Origin of the sequence: Azospirillum sp. CT11-132 (assembly GCF_047302835.1) — a bacterium.
Taxonomy (GTDB): Bacteria; Pseudomonadota; Alphaproteobacteria; order Azospirillales; family Azospirillaceae; genus Azospirillum.
Genome location: NZ_JBGLZA010000003.1, coordinates 2,593,993 through 2,610,929, shown reverse-complemented (window position 1 = coordinate 2,610,929; position 16,937 = coordinate 2,593,993). Strand labels below are relative to the sequence as shown.

Genomic DNA, 16,937 nt, shown 5'->3' with positions numbered 1-16,937 from the left:
GCCGTCCCGGCGGGCACGGGGCAAGAGGCGCCTGACAAGAGGCGTTTGACGGGACGGGATGTTCGCACCACATTGGCGAACATCCCACCGCCGTGCTCCGGAATGCCGCCTTGACCGCCTTCGCCTCCGACAGCCTCGCCGCCGCAACTCGCCCCAACCCGAACCGGCCGATCGCCGTCTGGCTTCTGGTCTGCGCCGCCATGGTGCTGGCCATGGCCGTGATCGGCGCCATCACCCGGCTGACGGAATCCGGCCTGTCGATGGTGGAGTGGAAGCCGCTGATCGGCATCCTGCCGCCGCTGTCTTCGGCGGAATGGAACCGCGTCTTCGACCTGTACAAGGCGACGCCGGAATTCCGCATCTACAACAGCCACATGGATCTGGCCGGTTTCCAGTCGATCTTCTGGTGGGAATGGTTCCACCGGCTGTGGGGCCAGCTGATCGGCTTCGTCTTCCTGATCCCCTTCCTGCGCTTCTGGATGCAGGGCCGCATCTCGGCCGAGCTGTGGCCGAAGCTGGCCGGGCTGTTCCTGCTGGGTGGCCTCCAGGGCGGCATCGGCTGGTTCATGGTGAAGAGCGGGCTGGTCGATTCGCCGAACGTCAGCCATTACCGGCTGGCCCTGCATCTCAGCACCGCGATCCTGATCTATGCCCTGCTGCTGCGCACCGCGCTGGGCCTGCTCGATCCGCTGCCGCTGGCCGGCTGGCGGCCGGAATCGGCGCCGTTGCGCCGCCACGCCCGCTGGGCGCTGGGGCTGGTCGCCGTGACCATCGTCTGGGGCGCCTTGGTCGCCGGATCGGATGCCGGCTTCGCCTACAACACCTTCCCGCTGATGGCCGGCCACTGGATCCCGCCGGAGGTCGACACGCTGACCCCCTGGTGGATCAATCCGTTCGAGAACACCGCGGCGATCCAGCTGATCCATCGCGTGCTGGCGATCCTGACCGGCGTGGTGGTGCTGGTGCTGGCCGCCCGCGTCCTCAATGCCCGCCTTCCCGGCCGCGCCGGCCGCGCGGCGCTGGCGTCGGGCGCCATGGTCCTGCTGCAGATCGCCATGGGCATCGCCACGCTGCTGACCGTGGTGTGGATTCCCATCGCCGCCGCCCATCAGGCCGGCGCGATCCTCGTGGTGTCGATGCTGGTGTGGCTGCTGTTCGAACTGCGGTCGATCGGTAGGGAGTAACGCGCGCTGGCTGTATTCTTGCCAGCGCGCAGAGATGCCTGGCAAGATCTACACGGATGTCACGGATTTATACACGGATTACACGGATTTTTTCATGACTTGCCAAGGCGGCTGCTCTTCGGAAGGCCAAGGCCTTGCGGAAGAACATCCGTGACATCCGTGTTTAAATCCGTGACATCCGTGGAGAATTTGTCGAACACGCCCGCACCCCGCAAAAGCGCGAGGCTGCGCGTCACGCCCCCTCGGCCAGATCGTACATCGCGTCGAGGTCGGCGATCAGGACCTTGTTGCCTTCCTGCAGCGAGATCACCCCGGCGGTCTTCAGCTGGGTGAAGGTGCGGCTGACGGTTTCGGTGGTCAGGCCCAGATAGTCGGCGATGTCGGCGCGGCTCATCGGCACGAAGACCGGGTTTTCCTTGTGGCCACGGCGGGCGGCGCGCTGCGACAGCATCAGCAGGAAGGAGCAGATCTTCTCCTTCGCCGTCTTGCGGCCGAGCAGAAGCATCTGGTCCTGCGCGGCGGCCAGCTCGTTCGACGCCATGGAGAACAGGCGCCGCTGCATCTTGGGAAATTCCTCCAGCAGCGCGTCGATCTTCTTGCGCGGGAAGCGGCAGAGCGAGGCGCTGGTCACCGACTCGGCGGTGTAGGCATAGCTGTCGTTGACGGCCAGCCCCAGGAAATCGCCGGTCACCAGGAAGCCGGTGATCTGGCGACGCCCGTCCGGCAGCAGCTTGTACAGCTTCACCGTGCCCGACGTGACGTTGTAGAGCGCGTCGGCGGCGTCACCCTCGGCGAACAGGGTGTGGCCGGCGTCGATGCGCACATTCTGCAGAATGTCGGCAAGACGGCGCAATTCCTCGGGTTCCAGCGCGGCGCACACCGTCAGGCTGCGCACGGGACAGGCCCCGCAGGGATTCATTTCCGTCGCAGCGCTCTTATCGCGAGCGCGGACCATATCGAAGGGTGGCATGGACGAACCCAGCCTTTCATTCCGCATGCGCTCATATTGGTGGCAATCGCTCGGAATCGCAACCTCGCACGCATACGTCCCTTTCATTGCCCGTACAGAATGTGGGCCTATTGCCCGCGCCCGGCCTCCGCCGGCTTGGCAGCCTCATGTCCGGCGCGGGCGGGCGGCGGCAGATCATCGTCGAACAGCACGCGGTGGGCCGCCCCGTCCAGATCGTCGAACTGGCCGGATTTAAGCGCCCACAGAAAGGCCCCCAGCCCCAGACCGCCCAGGCTCAGCGCGATCGCGATCAGATAGAGAAGCTCGTCCATCACCCGAATCCTTACCCGACGCTTCCCGCGCGGCGATGTCCCGCACGGGAAGATCCTTGACGACGGCGCCGCGGGCCAGCCGCAGCGCGTTGAGAATGACGATCAGCGACGAGGACGACATGGCCAGCGCCGCCAGCAGCGGCGTCAGCAGCCCCCCCATCGCGAGCGGCACGGCGCACAGGTTATACACCAGCGCGATGCCGAAATTCTGCTTCACCAGACGGCCGGACCGACGGGCGACCTCCACCGTCTCGACGATCGGGCGCAACAGCCGGCCCTGGAACACCACGTCGGCGGCGGTCTGGCTGACGTCCACCGCGGTGGAGGGCGACATCGACACCGCGGCGGCGGCCAGCGCCGGGGCGTCGTTCAGCCCATCGCCGACCATCAGCACGGTGCGGCCCTCCGCCGCCAGGTCGGCCAGCGCCGCGGTCTTGTCGGCCGGCGTCTGCTCTGCCCGCCAATCGGCGATGCCCAGCCGCTCCGCCACCGCCGCCACCGCGCCCTTGCGGTCGCCCGACAGCAGCTTCACCTCCAGCCCGCGCGCCTTCAGCGCCGTCACCACGGCGGCGGCATCCGGACGCGGGGCGTCGAGGAAGACGATCCGGCGCGGCTCCTCGCCCGGACGGGCCAGCCACAGCTCCGGACCGGCGGCATCCTCGGCACTCGACGGCGCGCCGGTGAAACGGCGGCTGCCCAGCCGCACCTCGCCGTCCGCCGTCTGCAGCGACAGGCCGGCGCCGGCGATCTCGCGCACGCCCGCGGCCACCGGCACCTCCGGCGCGGCGGCGGCCAGCGCGCGGGCCAGCGGATGGCGGCTGGCCGCGGCGAGCGAGGCCGCCAGCGCCAGATCCTCCGCCGGCAGCCCGTCGAGCTGCGGCACCGGGTGCCCCTCGGTCAAAGTGCCGGTCTTGTCGAACACCACCGTGTCGATGGCGGCGAGCCGTTCCAGCGCGGTCGGGCTTTTCAGCAGGGTGCCCTGCCGCATCAGCCGGCCGCTGGCGATCACCTGCACCACCGGCACAGCCAGCGCCAGCGCGCAGGGGCAGGTGATGATCAGCACGGCGATGGCGTTCATCAGCGCGTCCTGCCACACCACCCCGCCCAGCAGCATCCAGGCGGCGAAGGTGGTCAGCGCGGTCAGATGCACGACGGGGGCGTAGAGGCGCGACACCCGGTCGGCGATGGCGACATATTTGGCGCGGCCCTGCTCCGCCACCTCCATCAGCCGGACGATCTCGGCCAGCAGCGTGCCCTCCCCCACCGCGGTGACGGTCAGGCGCAAGGGAGCAGTCAGGTTCAGGGTGCCGGCGAAGACCTGATCGCCCGGCCGCGCGGTGCCCGGCACCGTCTCGCCGGTGATGAGCGCGGTGTCGAGGTCGGACACGCCGTCGGACACCCGGCCGTCGACGGGAATGCGCTCGCCGGCGGCGACCAGGATGGTGCTGCCCGGGCCGACCTGCTCCGGCGCGACCACGGCGCTGGTGCCGTCCGCGTTCAGGATGGTGACGGCGTTGGCGCGCAGGCCCAGCAGCTGTTCCGCCGCCGACCGCGCCCGGCCGCGCGCCCGCTGGTCGAGATAACGGCCGATCAGCAGGAAGAACAGCAGCATCACCGCGCCGTCGAAATAGGCGTGCTCGCCGCTGTGGATCGTCTCGAACAGGCTCATGCCGGTGGCGAGCAGGACGCCGATGGTGATCGGCACGTCCATGTTGGTGCGGCCATGGCTGAGCGCCGACAGCGCCGAACGCGCGAAGGGCCGCAGCGCATAGGCGATGGCCGGCATGCAGACCAGCGCCGAAATCCAGTGCATCAGGTCGCGGGTGGCGGAGCCCATGCCCTGGCTGTGGCCGGCCCAGACCGACACCGACAGCAGCATGACGTTGCCCATGGCGAAGCCGGCCACCGCCATGGCGCGCAGCAGCTCCTTCTCGCTCTTCGCCTGGGCGCCGCCCAGCCGCTCCGGGTCGAAGGGCACGGCGCGGTATCCCAGCTGCGCCACGGTGCCGACCACCGCGTTGGCGTCGGTCTCCTTGGGGTCCCAGCGCACGGTCAGCCGGCGCGTGGTCATGTTCATGCGGGCCTGACCGATGCCCGGCTGGCGGCTGAGCGCCGATTCGATCAGCCAGACGCAGGCCGCGCACTGCATGCCGTCGACCATCAGGTGCAGGCTGCGGCTGCCGTCGGACTCCTCGCGGGCATGCGGCTCGTAATCGGCGGCCGGGGTCTCGTCGGGGCGCAGCGGGCGGGCGGTGGGATCGACGCTGCGGCGCTCGTAATAGCGCTCCAGCCCCAGCCCGCGGACGAGGTCGTAGGCGGCGGCACAGCCGGTGCAGCAGAAGGGACCGGCGCCGTCACCGGCGGTCATGGCACCGGCGATCGTCCCGTTCTGCGCGCCTTCGCCCAGCTCTTGTCCGCAATGGAGGCAGACGGTCATCTCAACGTCACCCTGGCTGTCCCGGTCGCGGCGGTGTCGCCGCCGTCACTGCACCCAGACGCGCTTCTGGTCCTGATAGTCGCCGGTGGCGTGGGTGATGACGAAGCGCATGTCCCACTGGCCTTCCAGATCCAGCTCCACCGGGGCGCCATAGCGGCCCTCGCCCAGATAGGGCAGCGTCAGGCTCTTGTCGTGCCCTTCCGCGGTCGGGCGGATCATCGTCACGGAGACGGTGGCGTCCTTCAGGACCTGACCCTGCTTGTCACGCGCGGTGATGGCGATCACCGCCTTGCGCGGCTCGGTGCTGGTGAATTGGGGCTCGACCTGCCAGCCGCGCTCCGCCTGGGCACGGGCGCCGGCGAGGTCGTTGTTGTAGCCGAGACCCTTGATGAAGTGGTTCTCGGTCTCCACCCCGGTCCAACTCGACATCGCGAAATGGACCATCACCCCGTTCACCGCCAGGACGATCATGAAGACGCCGACGAAGATCCAGGGGATGTACCATCCCGGCTGGCGCGGCGCCTTGCCACGCTTCGGGGGGACGGGGCGGTTTCCGGTGGCGGTGCTGATGCTCATGGTCGGTGGTTGCCCTTCGACTGGTCGGCTGCTTTCGATCGGCGGCGTTCGATCGACGATGTGTGTGGCCGGTCGGGAGGCACTATGGCGACCGATTGCCGCAGGTACATTGCGATGGATCAAATGACAGGAAGTTAACGAAGCGGCCGTCCGACCGCCAGTTACGCATAAGAAAAAGGCGCCGGGGATTGCCCCCCCGACGCCTTTCCGGTCAGTTCCGAACCAGTTCCCCAGTCGGACGGCTTACTTGCCGCCGCCCAGGTTGTGGACGTAGACCGCCAGCGACTTGATCGTCGCGTCGTCCAGACGCTTGGACCAGGCCGGCATCACGCCGGCGCGGCCGTTGGTCACCGTCTCCATCAGCGTCGCCTTGTCGCCGCCGTAGAGCCAGTTGGCCTGCTTCAGCGGCGGGGCGCCGACGCCGTCGATGCCGGCGGCAACCGCACCCTGGGCCGCGTCGCCGTGGCAGGCGGCGCAGTTCTCGTCATAGACGGTCTTGCCCTTGGCGACCTTGCCGGCGTCGGCAGGCTTGCCGTTCAGCGACAGGACATAGTCCGTCACCTGATCGATCTGATCACGGGTGAGGATGCCGTCCTTGCCGAAGGCGGTCATGCCGACGTTCGGGGTGCCGCGGGTGTCGCCGTCATCCGAGCGGATGCCGTGCTGGATGGTCTTGTAGATGTCGGCCGAGGCACCGCCCCACAGCCACACGTCGTCGGCCAGCGTCGGGAAGCCCTTGGCACCCTGGCCGCCGGCGCCGTGGCAGGCGGCGCAGTTCTCGTTGAAGTAGGAGCGGCCGCCGGCCATCGCGAAGCCCAGCAGGTCCTTGTCCTTCTGGATTTCGTCGACCGACTTTGCGGCAATGGCGGTCAGGTACTTGGCCTGGCCGGCCTTCGCTTCCGCCAGCTTGGTATCCAGTTCTTCGCGCTGGGAATAGCCGAGGATGCCCTTCGTGTAGGTCTTGCCCAGCGGCCAGGCCGGGTAGAACACGTAATAGGCCATCGCCCAGGCGATGCAGACGTAGAAGAGATACAGCCACCACTTGGGCAGCGGATTGTTCAGCTCGCGCAGTCCATCCCACTCGTGGCCGGTGGTCTCGACGCCGGACAGCTCGTCCTTGTAATTCTGTGCCATGGTCTAAAGCTCCTGACCATCATCCTTGAGCGGGATCTGGGCGGCGTCGTCGAAGGTGCGGCGGTTGCCGGGCCACATGGCGTAAACCAGGATGCCCGTCAGCAGCAGCATCAACCACACCGTCCAGAAGGACCGAAGCATCACCGTGATCGAATCCAAGTCCATGGATTCCTCCCCCGATTACTGCTGCAGCTGCTTGGACTGGTACTTGGTGAAGTCCACCATGGTGCCCAGCACTTGCAGGTAGGCAACCAGAGCGTCCATTTCGGTGACGGTCTTGCTGCCGGTGAAGTTCGCGACCACGGCCTTCGGGTAGCGCTTCGTCAGGCCGGCGGTGTCACCGTCCGGGTTCTTCTGCGCTTCCAGATCGGCCTTGGCGTTGGCGATCTGCTCGTCGGTGTAGGGCACCCCGACGATCTTCAGGGTCTTCAGGTGGTCGGCGATGTCGCCGTAGCTCAGCGGACGGTCCTTCATCCAGCCGTAGGTCGGCATGATCGACTCCGGCACGACCGCGCGCGGGTTCACCAGATGGGCGACCTGCCAGTCGTTGGAGTACTTGCCGCCGACGCGGGCCAGATCCGGGCCGGTGCGCTTGGAGCCCCACTGGAACGGATGGTCGTACATCGACTCCGCCGCCAGCGAGTAATGACCATAGCGTTCGACCTCGTCACGGAACGGACGGATCTGCTGGCTGTGGCAGTTGTAGCAGCCTTCGCGGAAGTAGATGTTCTGCCCGGCCAGCTCGAGCGGGGAGTAGGGACGGACCCCCTCCACCTTCTCGATGGTCGATTCGATCGTGAAGAGCGGGACGATCTGAACCAGACCGCCGATCGACACGGTGATCAGCACGAGCACGATCAGCAGAAGGGTGTTCCGCTCGATCAGGTCGTGGCTGAAGCCCTTTTTATCCTGAGCCATTTCTCGCATCCTTCCCTAGCGTCAGGCCGCGCCGACCGTCGCCTTGTGCGGCGTGGTGACATAGGGCTTCTCGATGCGGACATCGCCCTTCGCCGTGCGCCACAGGTTGTAGACCATGATGAGAGCGCCGGTGACGAACAGGACGCCGCCCATCGCGCGGATCACGTAGAACGGGTGCATCGCCGCGACGGTCTCCACGAAGGAGTACTGCAGGAAGCCCAGGTTGTCGTAAGCGCGCCACATCAGGCCCTGCATGATGCCCGACACCCACATGGCGGTGATGTACAGCACGATGCCGATGGTGGCGGTCCAGAAGTGGTAGCTGACCAGACGCAGGCTGTAGAGCTGCGAGCGCTTCCACAGCACCGGAACCAGATAGTAGATCGCGCCGAAGGAGATGAAGGCGACCCAGCCGAGAGCGCCGGAGTGCACGTGGCCGACGGTCCAGTCGGTGTAGTGCGACAGGGCGTTGACCGGCTTGACCGACATCAGCGGGCCTTCGAAGGTCGACATGCCGTAGAAGGCGACCGAGGTGACCAGGAAACGCAGGACCGGGTCGGTGCGCAGCTTATCCCAGGCGCCCGACAGGGTCATGATGCCGTTGATCATGCCGCCCCAGGACGGCATCCACAGCATGACGGAGAAGGTCATGCCCAGCGTCTGCGCCCAGTCCGGCAGGGAGGTGTAGTGCAGGTGGTGCGGGCCGGCCCAGATGTAGAGGAAGATCAGGGTCCAGAAGTGGACGATCGACAGGCGGTAGGAATAGACCGGCCGCTCGGCGCGCTTGGGCACGAAGTAGTACATGATGCCCAGGAAGCCGGCGGTCAGGAAGAAGCCGACCGCGTTGTGGCCGTACCACCACTGCACCATCGCGCTCTGCACGCCCGACACGTAGGTGTAGGACTTCATGCCGAACAGCGACACCGGAACGTTGACGTTGTTGCCGATGTGCAGGATGGCAACGGTCAGGATGAACGCCATGAAGAACCAGTTCGCCACATAGATGTGCGACTCGCGCCGCGTCATCACCGTGCCGATGAACTGGACCGCATAGAGCACCCAGACGACCGTCAGGTACAGGTCGAGGATCCACTCGGGCTCGGCGTATTCCTTGCCCTGGGTGAAGCCCAGGACGTAGCTCAGCGCCGCGAGCACGATGAAGACGTTGTAGTTCCAGAAGATGAACTTCGCCAGCCCTTCGCCCCCGAAGAGATGCTGGCGGCAAGTCCGCTGGACCGAATAGAGCGAGGTGGCGAGCAGCACGTTGCCGCCGAACGCAAAAATCACGGCCGAGGTGTGGACCGGGCGCAGGCGCCCGAAGCTCGTCCACTCCAGCCCGAGATTCAGCGCCGGGAAGGCCAGCTGCAGAGCGATGAAGGTGCCGGCCAGGAAACCGACCACGCCCCAGAACACTGCAGCGATAACGAAGAGTCGGATGGCGTCCTCATTGTAACGCACGTCTTCCGACACCCGCTGGCTGCCCAGGGTGGCCCCTGAAGTCAGAGTCGCTGATGTCATACAATCTCTCCCGTTTGCCCCGGGCGGCCGTGGGGCCGCGCCTTCTGGGTTGCACCACCACTGGGTACGTACTGTTAAGGAGCGGGACAGGTTGCACTCGGAAATGCCGAAAGGGACGCCGGGCGCGCCTGTCTCCAATGGACGCCACTATGTGTATGGGGGGGTTCAGCAACATTGATCTACGTCAACGACCCTTGCGGCCCGGGGCTGCCATCGTTCAGTGTCCTTGCAATCGGCCGGACTGAAATGGACGACAGTTTCATCGCCAAACCCCTTGGTCGGCGCCAGATCGACCAAGCCTATCCGCTGGTCTGCGCCATCGCGCCGGGCCTGGGGATCGACCAATGGCGCGCATTTGCCGCAGCGCTGCTCGACAGCGCAACCATGGGCAGCAGCCCCAAGGGCGGGGGCAGGGGAGATGCCGGGACGGACGGCCTGCCCGCGGCCAGGGGCATCATGACCGTGCAGAACGCGCAAGGGTACATGCACGGCCTGTTCTCCTACGCGGTCGAACCGCAGCTCCTCCATGGCCGGACGCTGTGCGTCGACAACTTCGTCGTGCTCGACCTGTTCGACGTCGCCGGCCCCGCCGAGACTCTGCTGCAGGCGATGGAGGGGCTGGCCCGGCGGCTCGGCTGCACCGCCATCCACACCACCCTGCCGGAGCGCTACCTGCCCCGGGACTCCCGCCGCAACCCGATCCCCGACTGCTTCCACAGCGAAGGCCACCGGCAGGAGACCGTCCGCTTCTGCAAGGATCTGGTCGTGGTCAACGACAACGCCCCCGACCTGCCGGACGGCAGCCTGCGCGCCGAGTAGGTGGACAGGACAGCCGGCCATTGCGCGCCAGCGAATTGCCGCTAGGATGCGGCCATGAGCGACACCGGCACCAAACCCGTCAAGAAATACCCCCCGATCCATCTGCAGGCCGGCCGCCAGCGGCGCGTCATGCATGGACATCCCTGGGTCTATTCCAACGAAGTCCAGATGGACAGCATCGCCAAGGCGGTGCCGCCCGGCAGCCCGGTGCGGCTTCTGGACCCCGGCGGGACGCCGCTGGGCATCTACACCTTCAATCCGCACACGCTGATCGCCGCCCGGCTGCTGTCGAACGACCCGGCGACCGTGGTGGACCACGCCTTCATCGCCGGCCGGCTGCGCCGCGCGGTGGAGCTGCGCGACCGGCTGTTCTCCCGTCCCTTCTACCGCGTCGTCCATGCCGAGGCCGACGGGCTGCCCGGCCTGATCGTCGACCGGTTCGACGATGTGGTGACGGTCCAGGCCAACTCCGTCTTCATGGACAGCCGGATCGACGATATCCTGGCCGCCATCGACGAGGTAATGGCGCCGCGCGCGGTCATCCTGCGCAACGACGGCAGCCAGCGCGCGCTGGAAGGGCTGGGCGAGGAGACCCGGCTGGTCAAGGGCGAGATCGACGGCCCGATCCGGCTGGAAGAGAACGGCGTGACCTTCTTCGCCAACCCGCTGGAGGGCCAGAAGACCGGCTGGTTCTACGACCAGCGCGACAACCGCGCCTTCATCGCCTCGCTGGCCAAGGGCGGCCGGGCCATCGACTTCTACAGCTACAATGGCGGCTTCGGCATCCAGTGCGCGGTGGCCGGCGCCACCCATGTGGTCGCGGTGGACCGCTCCGCCCTGGCCCTGGAGAACGCCACCCGCGCCGCCGAGGCGAACGGCGTCGCCGACCGTTTCGAGGCGCGCAAGGCCGACGCCTTCCAGGAGATGGAACGGCTGGGCGAGGCCGGCGAGACCTTCCAAGTGGTGGTCGCCGATCCGCCGGCCTTCGTGAAGTCGAAGAAGGATCTGGCGGCCGGCTCCCGCGCCTACCGCAAGATGGCGCGTCTGGCCGCGAAGATCACGGCGCCGGGCGGCTTTCTGCTCTGCGGGTCGTGCAGCCACAATGTCGATCCGCCGACCTTCGCCGAGCAGGTTGCCCGCGGCCTGCACGACGCCGGCCGCACCGGCCGCATCCTGCGCAGCGCCGGCGCCGGCCCCGACCACCCGGTCCACCCGCACCTGCCGGAGTCGGCCTATCTGAAGGCGATCGTTCTGCAGCTGGATTGATGCGACGGGGAGGCTGCGACAGCCTCCTCACCGCTCGAACAGGCCGACCAGTTCCACATGGGCCGACCACAGGAACTGGTCGACCGGCCAGACCTTCACCAGGCGATAGCCGCCATCCACCAGCACCCGCGCGTCGCGGGCGAAGCTGGCTGGGTTACAGGACACCCCCACCACCCGCGGCACTTTGCTGCCGGCGAGCGCCGCCGCCTGGGCCGCCGCCCCGGCGCGCGGCGGGTCGAACACAACCGCGTCATAGCGGTTGAGGTCCTTCACCCCTAGCGGATTCTCGAACAGGTCGCGCCGCTCCACCGTCAGCCGCAGCCCCTGCACCGCGCGGCCAAGCGCCGCCACCGCCGCCTCGTCGCCTTCCACAGCATGAACCGCGGCCCGTTGCGCAAGCGGAATGGAAAAGGTGCCGATGCCGGCGAACAGGTCGGCGATGCGGGATGCCTGCCCCACCGCCTCGCGCACCGCAGCGACCAGGGCGGCCTCGCCCTCTGCGCTGGCCTGCAGGAAGGCGCCGGGCGGCGGCTGGATCGGAACGCCTGCGAAACGGATAAAGGCCGGTCTGCGGTTCGCCACCGGCTCCGCCGCCGCGCGGTCGGTGGGCTGCCAGGCGATGCGGGCGATGCGCTCCGGTTCGAAAGCGACCAGCGCCTCGCGGGCACCACGATCCAGGCTGCGCGGCCCGACCAGCAGCAGGTCGGCGCCACCCTCAAGATCGGTCAGCACCACGTCGGCGTCACCGCCGTCCGGCAGGATCGCCGCCAGCACGGCGCGCAGAGGCTCCACCAGGGCGAATAGGCGGGGCGCCAGGATCGGGCACTCCTCCAGATCGACCAGCCGATGGCTCTGCCGCTCGTTGAAGCCGAACCAGACGCGCTTGCCACGCTTCAGCGCCGCGAAGCGGGCGCGGCGGCGGGCACCGGCGGGCGTATGCGCCAGCGGTTCCAACACGACGTCGTCCAGCCCGACCCGCTCCAGCGCGCCGCGCACCATCCCGCTGTTCCAGGCGGCGTACGTCGCATCGTCCATCTGCTGCAGCGTACAGCCGCCGCAGCGGCCGAAATGGCGGCAGGGCGGGGTCTGGCGGCCGGGGCCGGGCTCAAGAACCTCAAGCAGGTCTGCCCGTACGCCCTCCCCTTTCCCGTCGCCCTCGGCGACACGTACACGCACGCGGTCGCCGGTCACCGTGTAGGGCACGAACAGGCGAAGACCCTCGGCGAACGCGATCCCGTCGCCACGCGCACCGACATCGGCGATGGCGACCTCAATTTCCCGCAACTCAGTAGGCGCATGGGTGGGCGGCTGGGCGGTCTTGCGGGCGGGCGGGCGTCCCTTGGCGAAGGGGCGCTTGCCGGAAGGGCGCTGGGGTGAGCGCGTCATATGTCGGGGTTCCGATGGTACGGGGCTGCGGCGCCTCCCTTTACGCCTCCAGCAGCTTGGCGCGCAACGGTTCCGGGATCGGGGTCGGGCGATGGGCCGCCTTGTCGACGATCACCGCCACCGCTTCCTGCGTGGCGATGCAGAGGTCGCCCAGGAAGATGGCGCAGCCCAGCGTGATCGAACTGTTGCCCAGCCGCAGCGTCCGCGCGCCGATCCGGACCGTGTTGGGATAGAGCAGTTCCGCCTTGTACTCGATCACGCTGCGGGCCAGGACGACGGTCCACGGAACCTCGTCGGTGAAGCCGCCGACCTGATGGATCAGGGCGACGCGCGCCTGTTCGAAATAGACGCCGAGGGCGTTGTTGTTGACATGCCCCACCGCGTCGAGGTCGTTGAAGCGCACGCGCTCCTCCCACCAGAAGCGGTAGAGGTCGGGGCTGGTCAGGTCGGGCGTCCCGGTCATGCTGTCTCTCTTGCCGTATAGGTCAACGCGTCTCCGGACTGTGGCGTATGGTCCGGGGCGGCGCAAGCCCGGCCTCCCGTTTCGCGGCCTCTATTTGCGGCCGCGACAGCGAATTCCCGCGCCAATCGCCGATTGGGCGTGTTATTGGAGTCGGACCAACCCTCCGCAACGGACCGGACGATGAGCAAGGACACCACCAACCAGACGGCCGAAGCGCTGTTCGAAAAGGCGCTGTCGATCGCCGAAAGGCATCTGGATGAGGCGATCAAGGAAGGTGGCCCGCTCGGCCCCTACATCGCCGTCGCCATGATCGAGGCCGCGGTGAACGCCGCCGTGGACGAGACCAGCCACGAAGACGTCATCGACATGCTGCGCGACCTCGCCGCCCAGATCGAGGCGGACGCCGACGAGGCGGAAGAGGACTGAGGATTACGCTGTAACGGACCCTGCCTGCCGGCGCGCCTCGCGCCGGCGCAGGATCTCGTAGACGACGGCGCCCAGGATGGTCAGCGCGATCAGCACCAGCGACAGCGCGTTGACCGCCGGGGTCAGCCCGGTGCGCACCTTGGTCGCGATGTAGACGGTCAGGGTGGTATCCAGCCCACGCACGAACAGCGTGGTGTTGTAGTTCTCGAAGCTCTGCAGGAAGGCCAGCAGGGCCGCCGACAGGATCGCCGGCATCAGGTACGGCAGCGTGATGCGCCGGAACACCTGCCCATGCGTGGCGCCGAGGTCGAGCGCGGCCTCCTCCAGCGCCGGATCGAACCGCTCCAGCCTTGCCGAGAACAGCAGCATGGCATAGGCGGCGATGAAGCTGGACTGCGCCACCACGGTCAGGAACAGCCCGCCGCTGACCCCGAACCACTCCCGCCAGAACACCAGCGTCGAAATGCCGACGATCACCCCCGGCGTCAGCAGCGGCGACACCATCAGCGCGTAGAGGAAGGTCTTGGCCCGGCTGTGCAGCCGGTCGAGCAGCAGCGCCGCCGCCAGCCCCAGCGGCACCGCCAGCGCGATCACCCCCGCCCCGACGATCAGGCTGGTGCCCAGCGCCGCCCACATGCGCTGGTCCTCCCACAGCGCCTGGAACCAGCCGAGCGTGAAGCCCATCCAGGGCGTCACGGTGGGAAAGCGGCTGCTGTTGAAGGTCGCCACAGCCATGATGCCCAGCGGCAGGAACAGATAGCCGAAGAACAGCACCAGATAGGCGCCGGTCAGCAGGCGGCGGAGTCGGGCGGCGGTCATGGCTTGAGGCTCACTTCACGATGGCTCATTTCGCTATATCGGCCAGCCCGACGCGGAACAGCCGCATCGCGCCGAGGATGAAGCCGATGCACAGCACCAGCAGGATGAAGGCGTAGGCCGCCCCCTGGTTCCAGTTCCCACCCTCGAAGAACCAGTTGTAGATGATCTCGGTGAACCAGCGGCTGTTCGGCCCGCCCAGCAGCGCCGGCACGGCATAGCTGCCGGCGGCCAGCATGAAGGTCATGATGCAGCCGACGGCGATGCCGGGCTTCGCGTGCGGCAGCACGATGCGGCGATGGATGCGCAGCCAGCCGGCGCCCAGATCCCGCGCCGCCTCGATCTGGTTGCGGTCCAGCGATTCGATGGCGTTGTAGAGCGGGAAGACCATGAACAGGATGTAGACATACACCATCCCGACGATCACCCCGCCGTCGCCGCCCAGGAAGCGCTGCGGCTCGTCGATGATGCCCAGCCCCAGCAGAATCGCGTTCAGCGGCCCGTTGAAGGCCAGGATGATGTACCAGGAGAAGGTGCGCAGAAGCTCGTTGATCCAGAAGGGCACGACCAGCATCAGGATCAGCAGCGGCAGCCGCCGCTTCGGCGCCACCTGCGCCAGATAGAAGGCGACCGGATAGCAGACCGCCAGCGTGGTCGCGGTGACCAGCGCGCTGGCCCAGATCGTCTTCAGGAAGATCGACAGGTGGATGCTGTTGGTCCACAGCGTCAGGTAATTCCTGACCGTGAACACATCCTCCGGCCCGCCGATCTTGGACGGCGGCAGCGACGGCCGGAAGGAGAAGCCGATCATCATCAGCTGCGGCAGCACCACCAGCAGCGCCAGCCACAACGCCACCGCCAGCAGGATCACTCCGGTCAGAACCGGGCCGTACCGGCGAAGAACCTCCGTCATTCGGGCGCTGCTCCAGCCTGTGGGACCGGTTTGACGCCTAACATGGGGATTCCCGCCGGCGCAAGCGCGGCTATATGACGATGACGTTCAGCCGAATGGAGTGGTCGGTGTCCCGATACAGCAGCCCCAGCAACCACGCCCCTCGGCCGTCTTTCCCGCGAAGGCGGGAATCCAGCCGATGCAGGCGCTTGACCGGGAAGCCTGGGTCCCCGCCTTCGCGGGGATGACGGCCGGAAAAGGCTCAGCCCAGATTGTGCTTTGCCACCACCGCGGCGAAGTCGTCGCCGAAATGCTCGCCGACGCGGATGACGGAGACGCCGTACGGAATCTCCTTCAGCGACGGGTGGTCGAGGTTCAGCGAGGTCAGCAGCGCCATCGGCACATGCTGGGTCACGCTCATGGCGCGCAGGCCGCGGATCAGGTCGAGGCCGGACAGCCCGTCCATCACCATCGAGGCGATGACCATGTCCGGCGGCACGCGCACGGCAAGGCTGATCGACTCGATCGGGTCGGTCACCGTCATGGTGCGGAAGCCGCAGGCCGCCAGCTCCGTCCCCAGCTTCTTGGCGACGACCTTGGACGGGGTCACCAGCATGATCTCGACGTTGCGGACATCGACGTCGGTGACTTGGAACTCGTAGCGGACCGGCAGGGCACGGATGATCCGGTTGGTCTCGGCCAGCAGCGGCTGTTCGGCGCGGTCGACCAGTTCGGCGATGCGGTCGATGAAGATCTGGGCGTCGACCAGCTGCTTCTCGTCCAGCCGCTTCAGGCCGCTGAGGTAATCCTCCAGACGGTGGGCGACGAGGCTGACGGTGGGATAGCCGAAGCTGGTGCCCATGCCCTTGAAATTGTGGGCTTCCAGCCGCAGGACGCCGATGGTGTCCGTGTCGCTGCGCTCGCCCTTCACGCGGTCCGCCAGCGCCGCGTTCATCAGCTCCAGCCGATCGCGCGCGTCGTCCACGAACTCCATGCGCAAGCGGTCTTCGAGGTCGTCGGTCGACAGGGACGAGGCCATGGAGAGGATTCCGGCTGGGAAAAGGGGTACCCCGAAGGTACACCAAAACCGCACGCCGAAACAGACGCGGCGCGCCCCTATTCGATAAGGACGCGCCGCGCGAAATAAAACCTTAGGTCCCGCAGGGAATTACAGACGGGAGAGCAGCTCCTGAAACCAGGCCAGACGCTCTTCCGTCTGGGCGATGTCGCGGTCCAGCCAGGAGGCGAAATGGCCGTCGCTGCCGACATCCGCCCGCTTCAGGTCGCCCAGCCGGGCCAGCTCGGTCTCGCTGAGCGCCACGAGATTGTCGATCTGGTCGCGCTGCGACTCGACATCCAGCAGATGCAGGAAGCGCAGCTTCAGCGCGGTGACCAGCTTGTTCAGCCCGTCGGCCGACGGCGCGCGGACATTGGCGCGCATCAGCGTGTCGAACTCCGCCCGGCCGGTCTCGGTCGGACCCAGCAGGGCGTTGTCTTCCATGCCGCTGCCGTCCAGCGCCTCGATCAGCCCCTCGTAGCGCAGCATCTCCAGCGAGGTGCCCATCAGGTCCAGCGACGGACCCATCATACGATCGAGGAAATGACGGACGGAGCCGGCCAGATCGGCGTAACGCAACGGACCGCCCTGGATCAGCGTGCCCAGGACGACGAGGCGCACGGCCTCCTTCGGCATCAGCGAGTTGTCACGGTACATGGCGAACCCCCTGGGCGATGCCCTGGATTGAAGGATGGACGGCAAGCGCAACGGCCGGCCCGCAGCAACGAAGCTGCGAACCGATCGCAACGCTATCCCTCAAAATA

Annotated in this window: 18 protein-coding genes; 4 read left to right on the top strand and 14 right to left on the bottom strand. The window is 67.4% G+C overall.

Features of this window, described 5'->3' with window-relative positions; translation table 11 throughout:
- Positions 1-110: 110 nt before the first annotated feature.
- Positions 111-1,184, top strand: coding sequence for a COX15/CtaA family protein (locus tag ACCD06_RS18280; RefSeq protein WP_413342294.1), 1,074 nt, complete (start codon positions 111-113; stop codon positions 1,182-1,184).
- A 232-nt stretch (positions 1,185-1,416) separates the two neighbouring features.
- On the opposite strand, the gene ACCD06_RS18275 is transcribed toward ACCD06_RS18280, so the two are convergent.
- The 8 genes from ACCD06_RS18275 to ccoN all read right to left on the bottom strand — a co-directional run bounded on the left by ACCD06_RS18275 (position 1,417) and on the right by ccoN (position 9,048).
- A complete protein-coding gene (locus ACCD06_RS18275; protein ID WP_083897443.1) occupies positions 1,417-2,103 on the bottom strand; it encodes a Crp/Fnr family transcriptional regulator in 687 nt (228 codons plus the stop codon).
- A 158-nt stretch (positions 2,104-2,261) separates the two neighbouring features.
- Positions 2,262-2,465 (bottom strand): cbb3-type cytochrome oxidase assembly protein CcoS, encoded by a 204-nt coding sequence (gene ccoS / locus ACCD06_RS18270; RefSeq protein WP_109074323.1) that lies wholly within the window; start codon positions 2,463-2,465, stop codon positions 2,262-2,264.
- Entirely contained in the window at positions 2,386-4,902 is a 2,517-nt protein-coding gene (locus ACCD06_RS18265) for a heavy metal translocating P-type ATPase (RefSeq protein WP_413342291.1), read from the bottom strand. The genes ccoS and ACCD06_RS18265 overlap by 80 nt, the downstream gene beginning before the upstream one ends.
- Positions 4,903-4,947: 45 nt before the next feature.
- Positions 4,948-5,478, bottom strand: coding sequence for a FixH family protein (locus ACCD06_RS18260; protein WP_109074325.1), 531 nt, complete (start codon positions 5,476-5,478; stop codon positions 4,948-4,950).
- A gap of 243 nt (positions 5,479-5,721) precedes the next feature.
- The gene (gene ccoP, locus ACCD06_RS18255) at positions 5,722-6,612 is read right to left on the bottom strand and encodes a cytochrome-c oxidase, cbb3-type subunit III (RefSeq protein WP_413342289.1); all 891 of its coding nucleotides are present in this window, start codon (positions 6,610-6,612) and stop codon (positions 5,722-5,724) included.
- Positions 6,613-6,615: 3 nt separating this feature from the next.
- Positions 6,616-6,777, bottom strand: coding sequence for a cbb3-type cytochrome c oxidase subunit 3 (locus tag ACCD06_RS18250; protein WP_012972963.1), 162 nt, complete (start codon positions 6,775-6,777; stop codon positions 6,616-6,618).
- A 15-nt stretch (positions 6,778-6,792) separates the two neighbouring features.
- A complete protein-coding gene (gene ccoO / locus ACCD06_RS18245) occupies positions 6,793-7,530 on the bottom strand; it encodes a cytochrome-c oxidase, cbb3-type subunit II (RefSeq protein ID WP_109074327.1) in 738 nt (245 codons plus the stop codon).
- Between the two features lie 21 nt (positions 7,531-7,551).
- On the bottom strand, positions 7,552-9,048 hold the full coding sequence (gene ccoN, locus ACCD06_RS18240; protein WP_109074328.1) for a cytochrome-c oxidase, cbb3-type subunit I: 1,497 nt from the start codon (positions 9,046-9,048) through the stop codon (positions 7,552-7,554).
- A 246-nt stretch (positions 9,049-9,294) separates the two neighbouring features.
- Here ccoN and ACCD06_RS18235 point away from each other — a divergent pair, with 246 nt between their 5' ends.
- A complete protein-coding gene (locus tag ACCD06_RS18235) occupies positions 9,295-9,867 on the top strand; it encodes a hypothetical protein (RefSeq protein WP_109074329.1) in 573 nt (190 codons plus the stop codon).
- A gap of 54 nt (positions 9,868-9,921) precedes the next feature.
- Positions 9,922-11,133: a class I SAM-dependent rRNA methyltransferase gene (locus ACCD06_RS18230; protein WP_413342286.1), complete on the top strand. Its 1,212-nt coding sequence runs from the start codon at positions 9,922-9,924 to the stop codon at positions 11,131-11,133.
- 27 nt (positions 11,134-11,160) lie between these two features.
- On the opposite strand, the gene ACCD06_RS18225 is transcribed toward ACCD06_RS18230, so the two are convergent.
- The gene (locus ACCD06_RS18225) at positions 11,161-12,519 is read right to left on the bottom strand and encodes a class I SAM-dependent RNA methyltransferase (RefSeq protein ID WP_413342284.1); all 1,359 of its coding nucleotides are present in this window, start codon (positions 12,517-12,519) and stop codon (positions 11,161-11,163) included.
- Positions 12,520-12,559: 40 nt separating this feature from the next.
- Positions 12,560-12,982, bottom strand: a complete 423-nt coding sequence (locus ACCD06_RS18220; RefSeq protein ID WP_109074332.1) for an acyl-CoA thioesterase — start codon at positions 12,980-12,982, stop codon at positions 12,560-12,562.
- Between the two features lie 180 nt (positions 12,983-13,162).
- Between ACCD06_RS18220 and ACCD06_RS18215 the strand changes: the two genes are divergently transcribed.
- Positions 13,163-13,408, top strand: a complete 246-nt coding sequence (locus ACCD06_RS18215; RefSeq protein WP_413342282.1) for a hypothetical protein — start codon at positions 13,163-13,165, stop codon at positions 13,406-13,408.
- 3 nt (positions 13,409-13,411) lie between these two features.
- On the opposite strand, the gene ACCD06_RS18210 is transcribed toward ACCD06_RS18215, so the two are convergent.
- The 4 genes from ACCD06_RS18210 to ACCD06_RS18195 form a co-directional block, all read right to left on the bottom strand.
- Positions 13,412-14,227, bottom strand: coding sequence for an ABC transporter permease (locus ACCD06_RS18210; protein WP_413342280.1), 816 nt, complete (start codon positions 14,225-14,227; stop codon positions 13,412-13,414).
- 25 nt (positions 14,228-14,252) lie between these two features.
- On the bottom strand, positions 14,253-15,137 hold the full coding sequence (locus ACCD06_RS18205) for an ABC transporter permease (RefSeq protein WP_109150371.1): 885 nt from the start codon (positions 15,135-15,137) through the stop codon (positions 14,253-14,255).
- Positions 15,138-15,378: 241 nt separating this feature from the next.
- Positions 15,379-16,155 carry an Hpt domain-containing protein gene (locus ACCD06_RS18200; protein WP_109074335.1) on the bottom strand — a complete coding sequence of 259 codons (777 nt, stop codon included), beginning with the start codon at positions 16,153-16,155 and terminating at the stop codon, positions 15,379-15,381.
- A gap of 129 nt (positions 16,156-16,284) precedes the next feature.
- Positions 16,285-16,830 (bottom strand): hypothetical protein, encoded by a 546-nt coding sequence (locus tag ACCD06_RS18195; protein ID WP_109074336.1) that lies wholly within the window; start codon positions 16,828-16,830, stop codon positions 16,285-16,287.
- Positions 16,831-16,937: the final 107 nt, after the last annotated feature.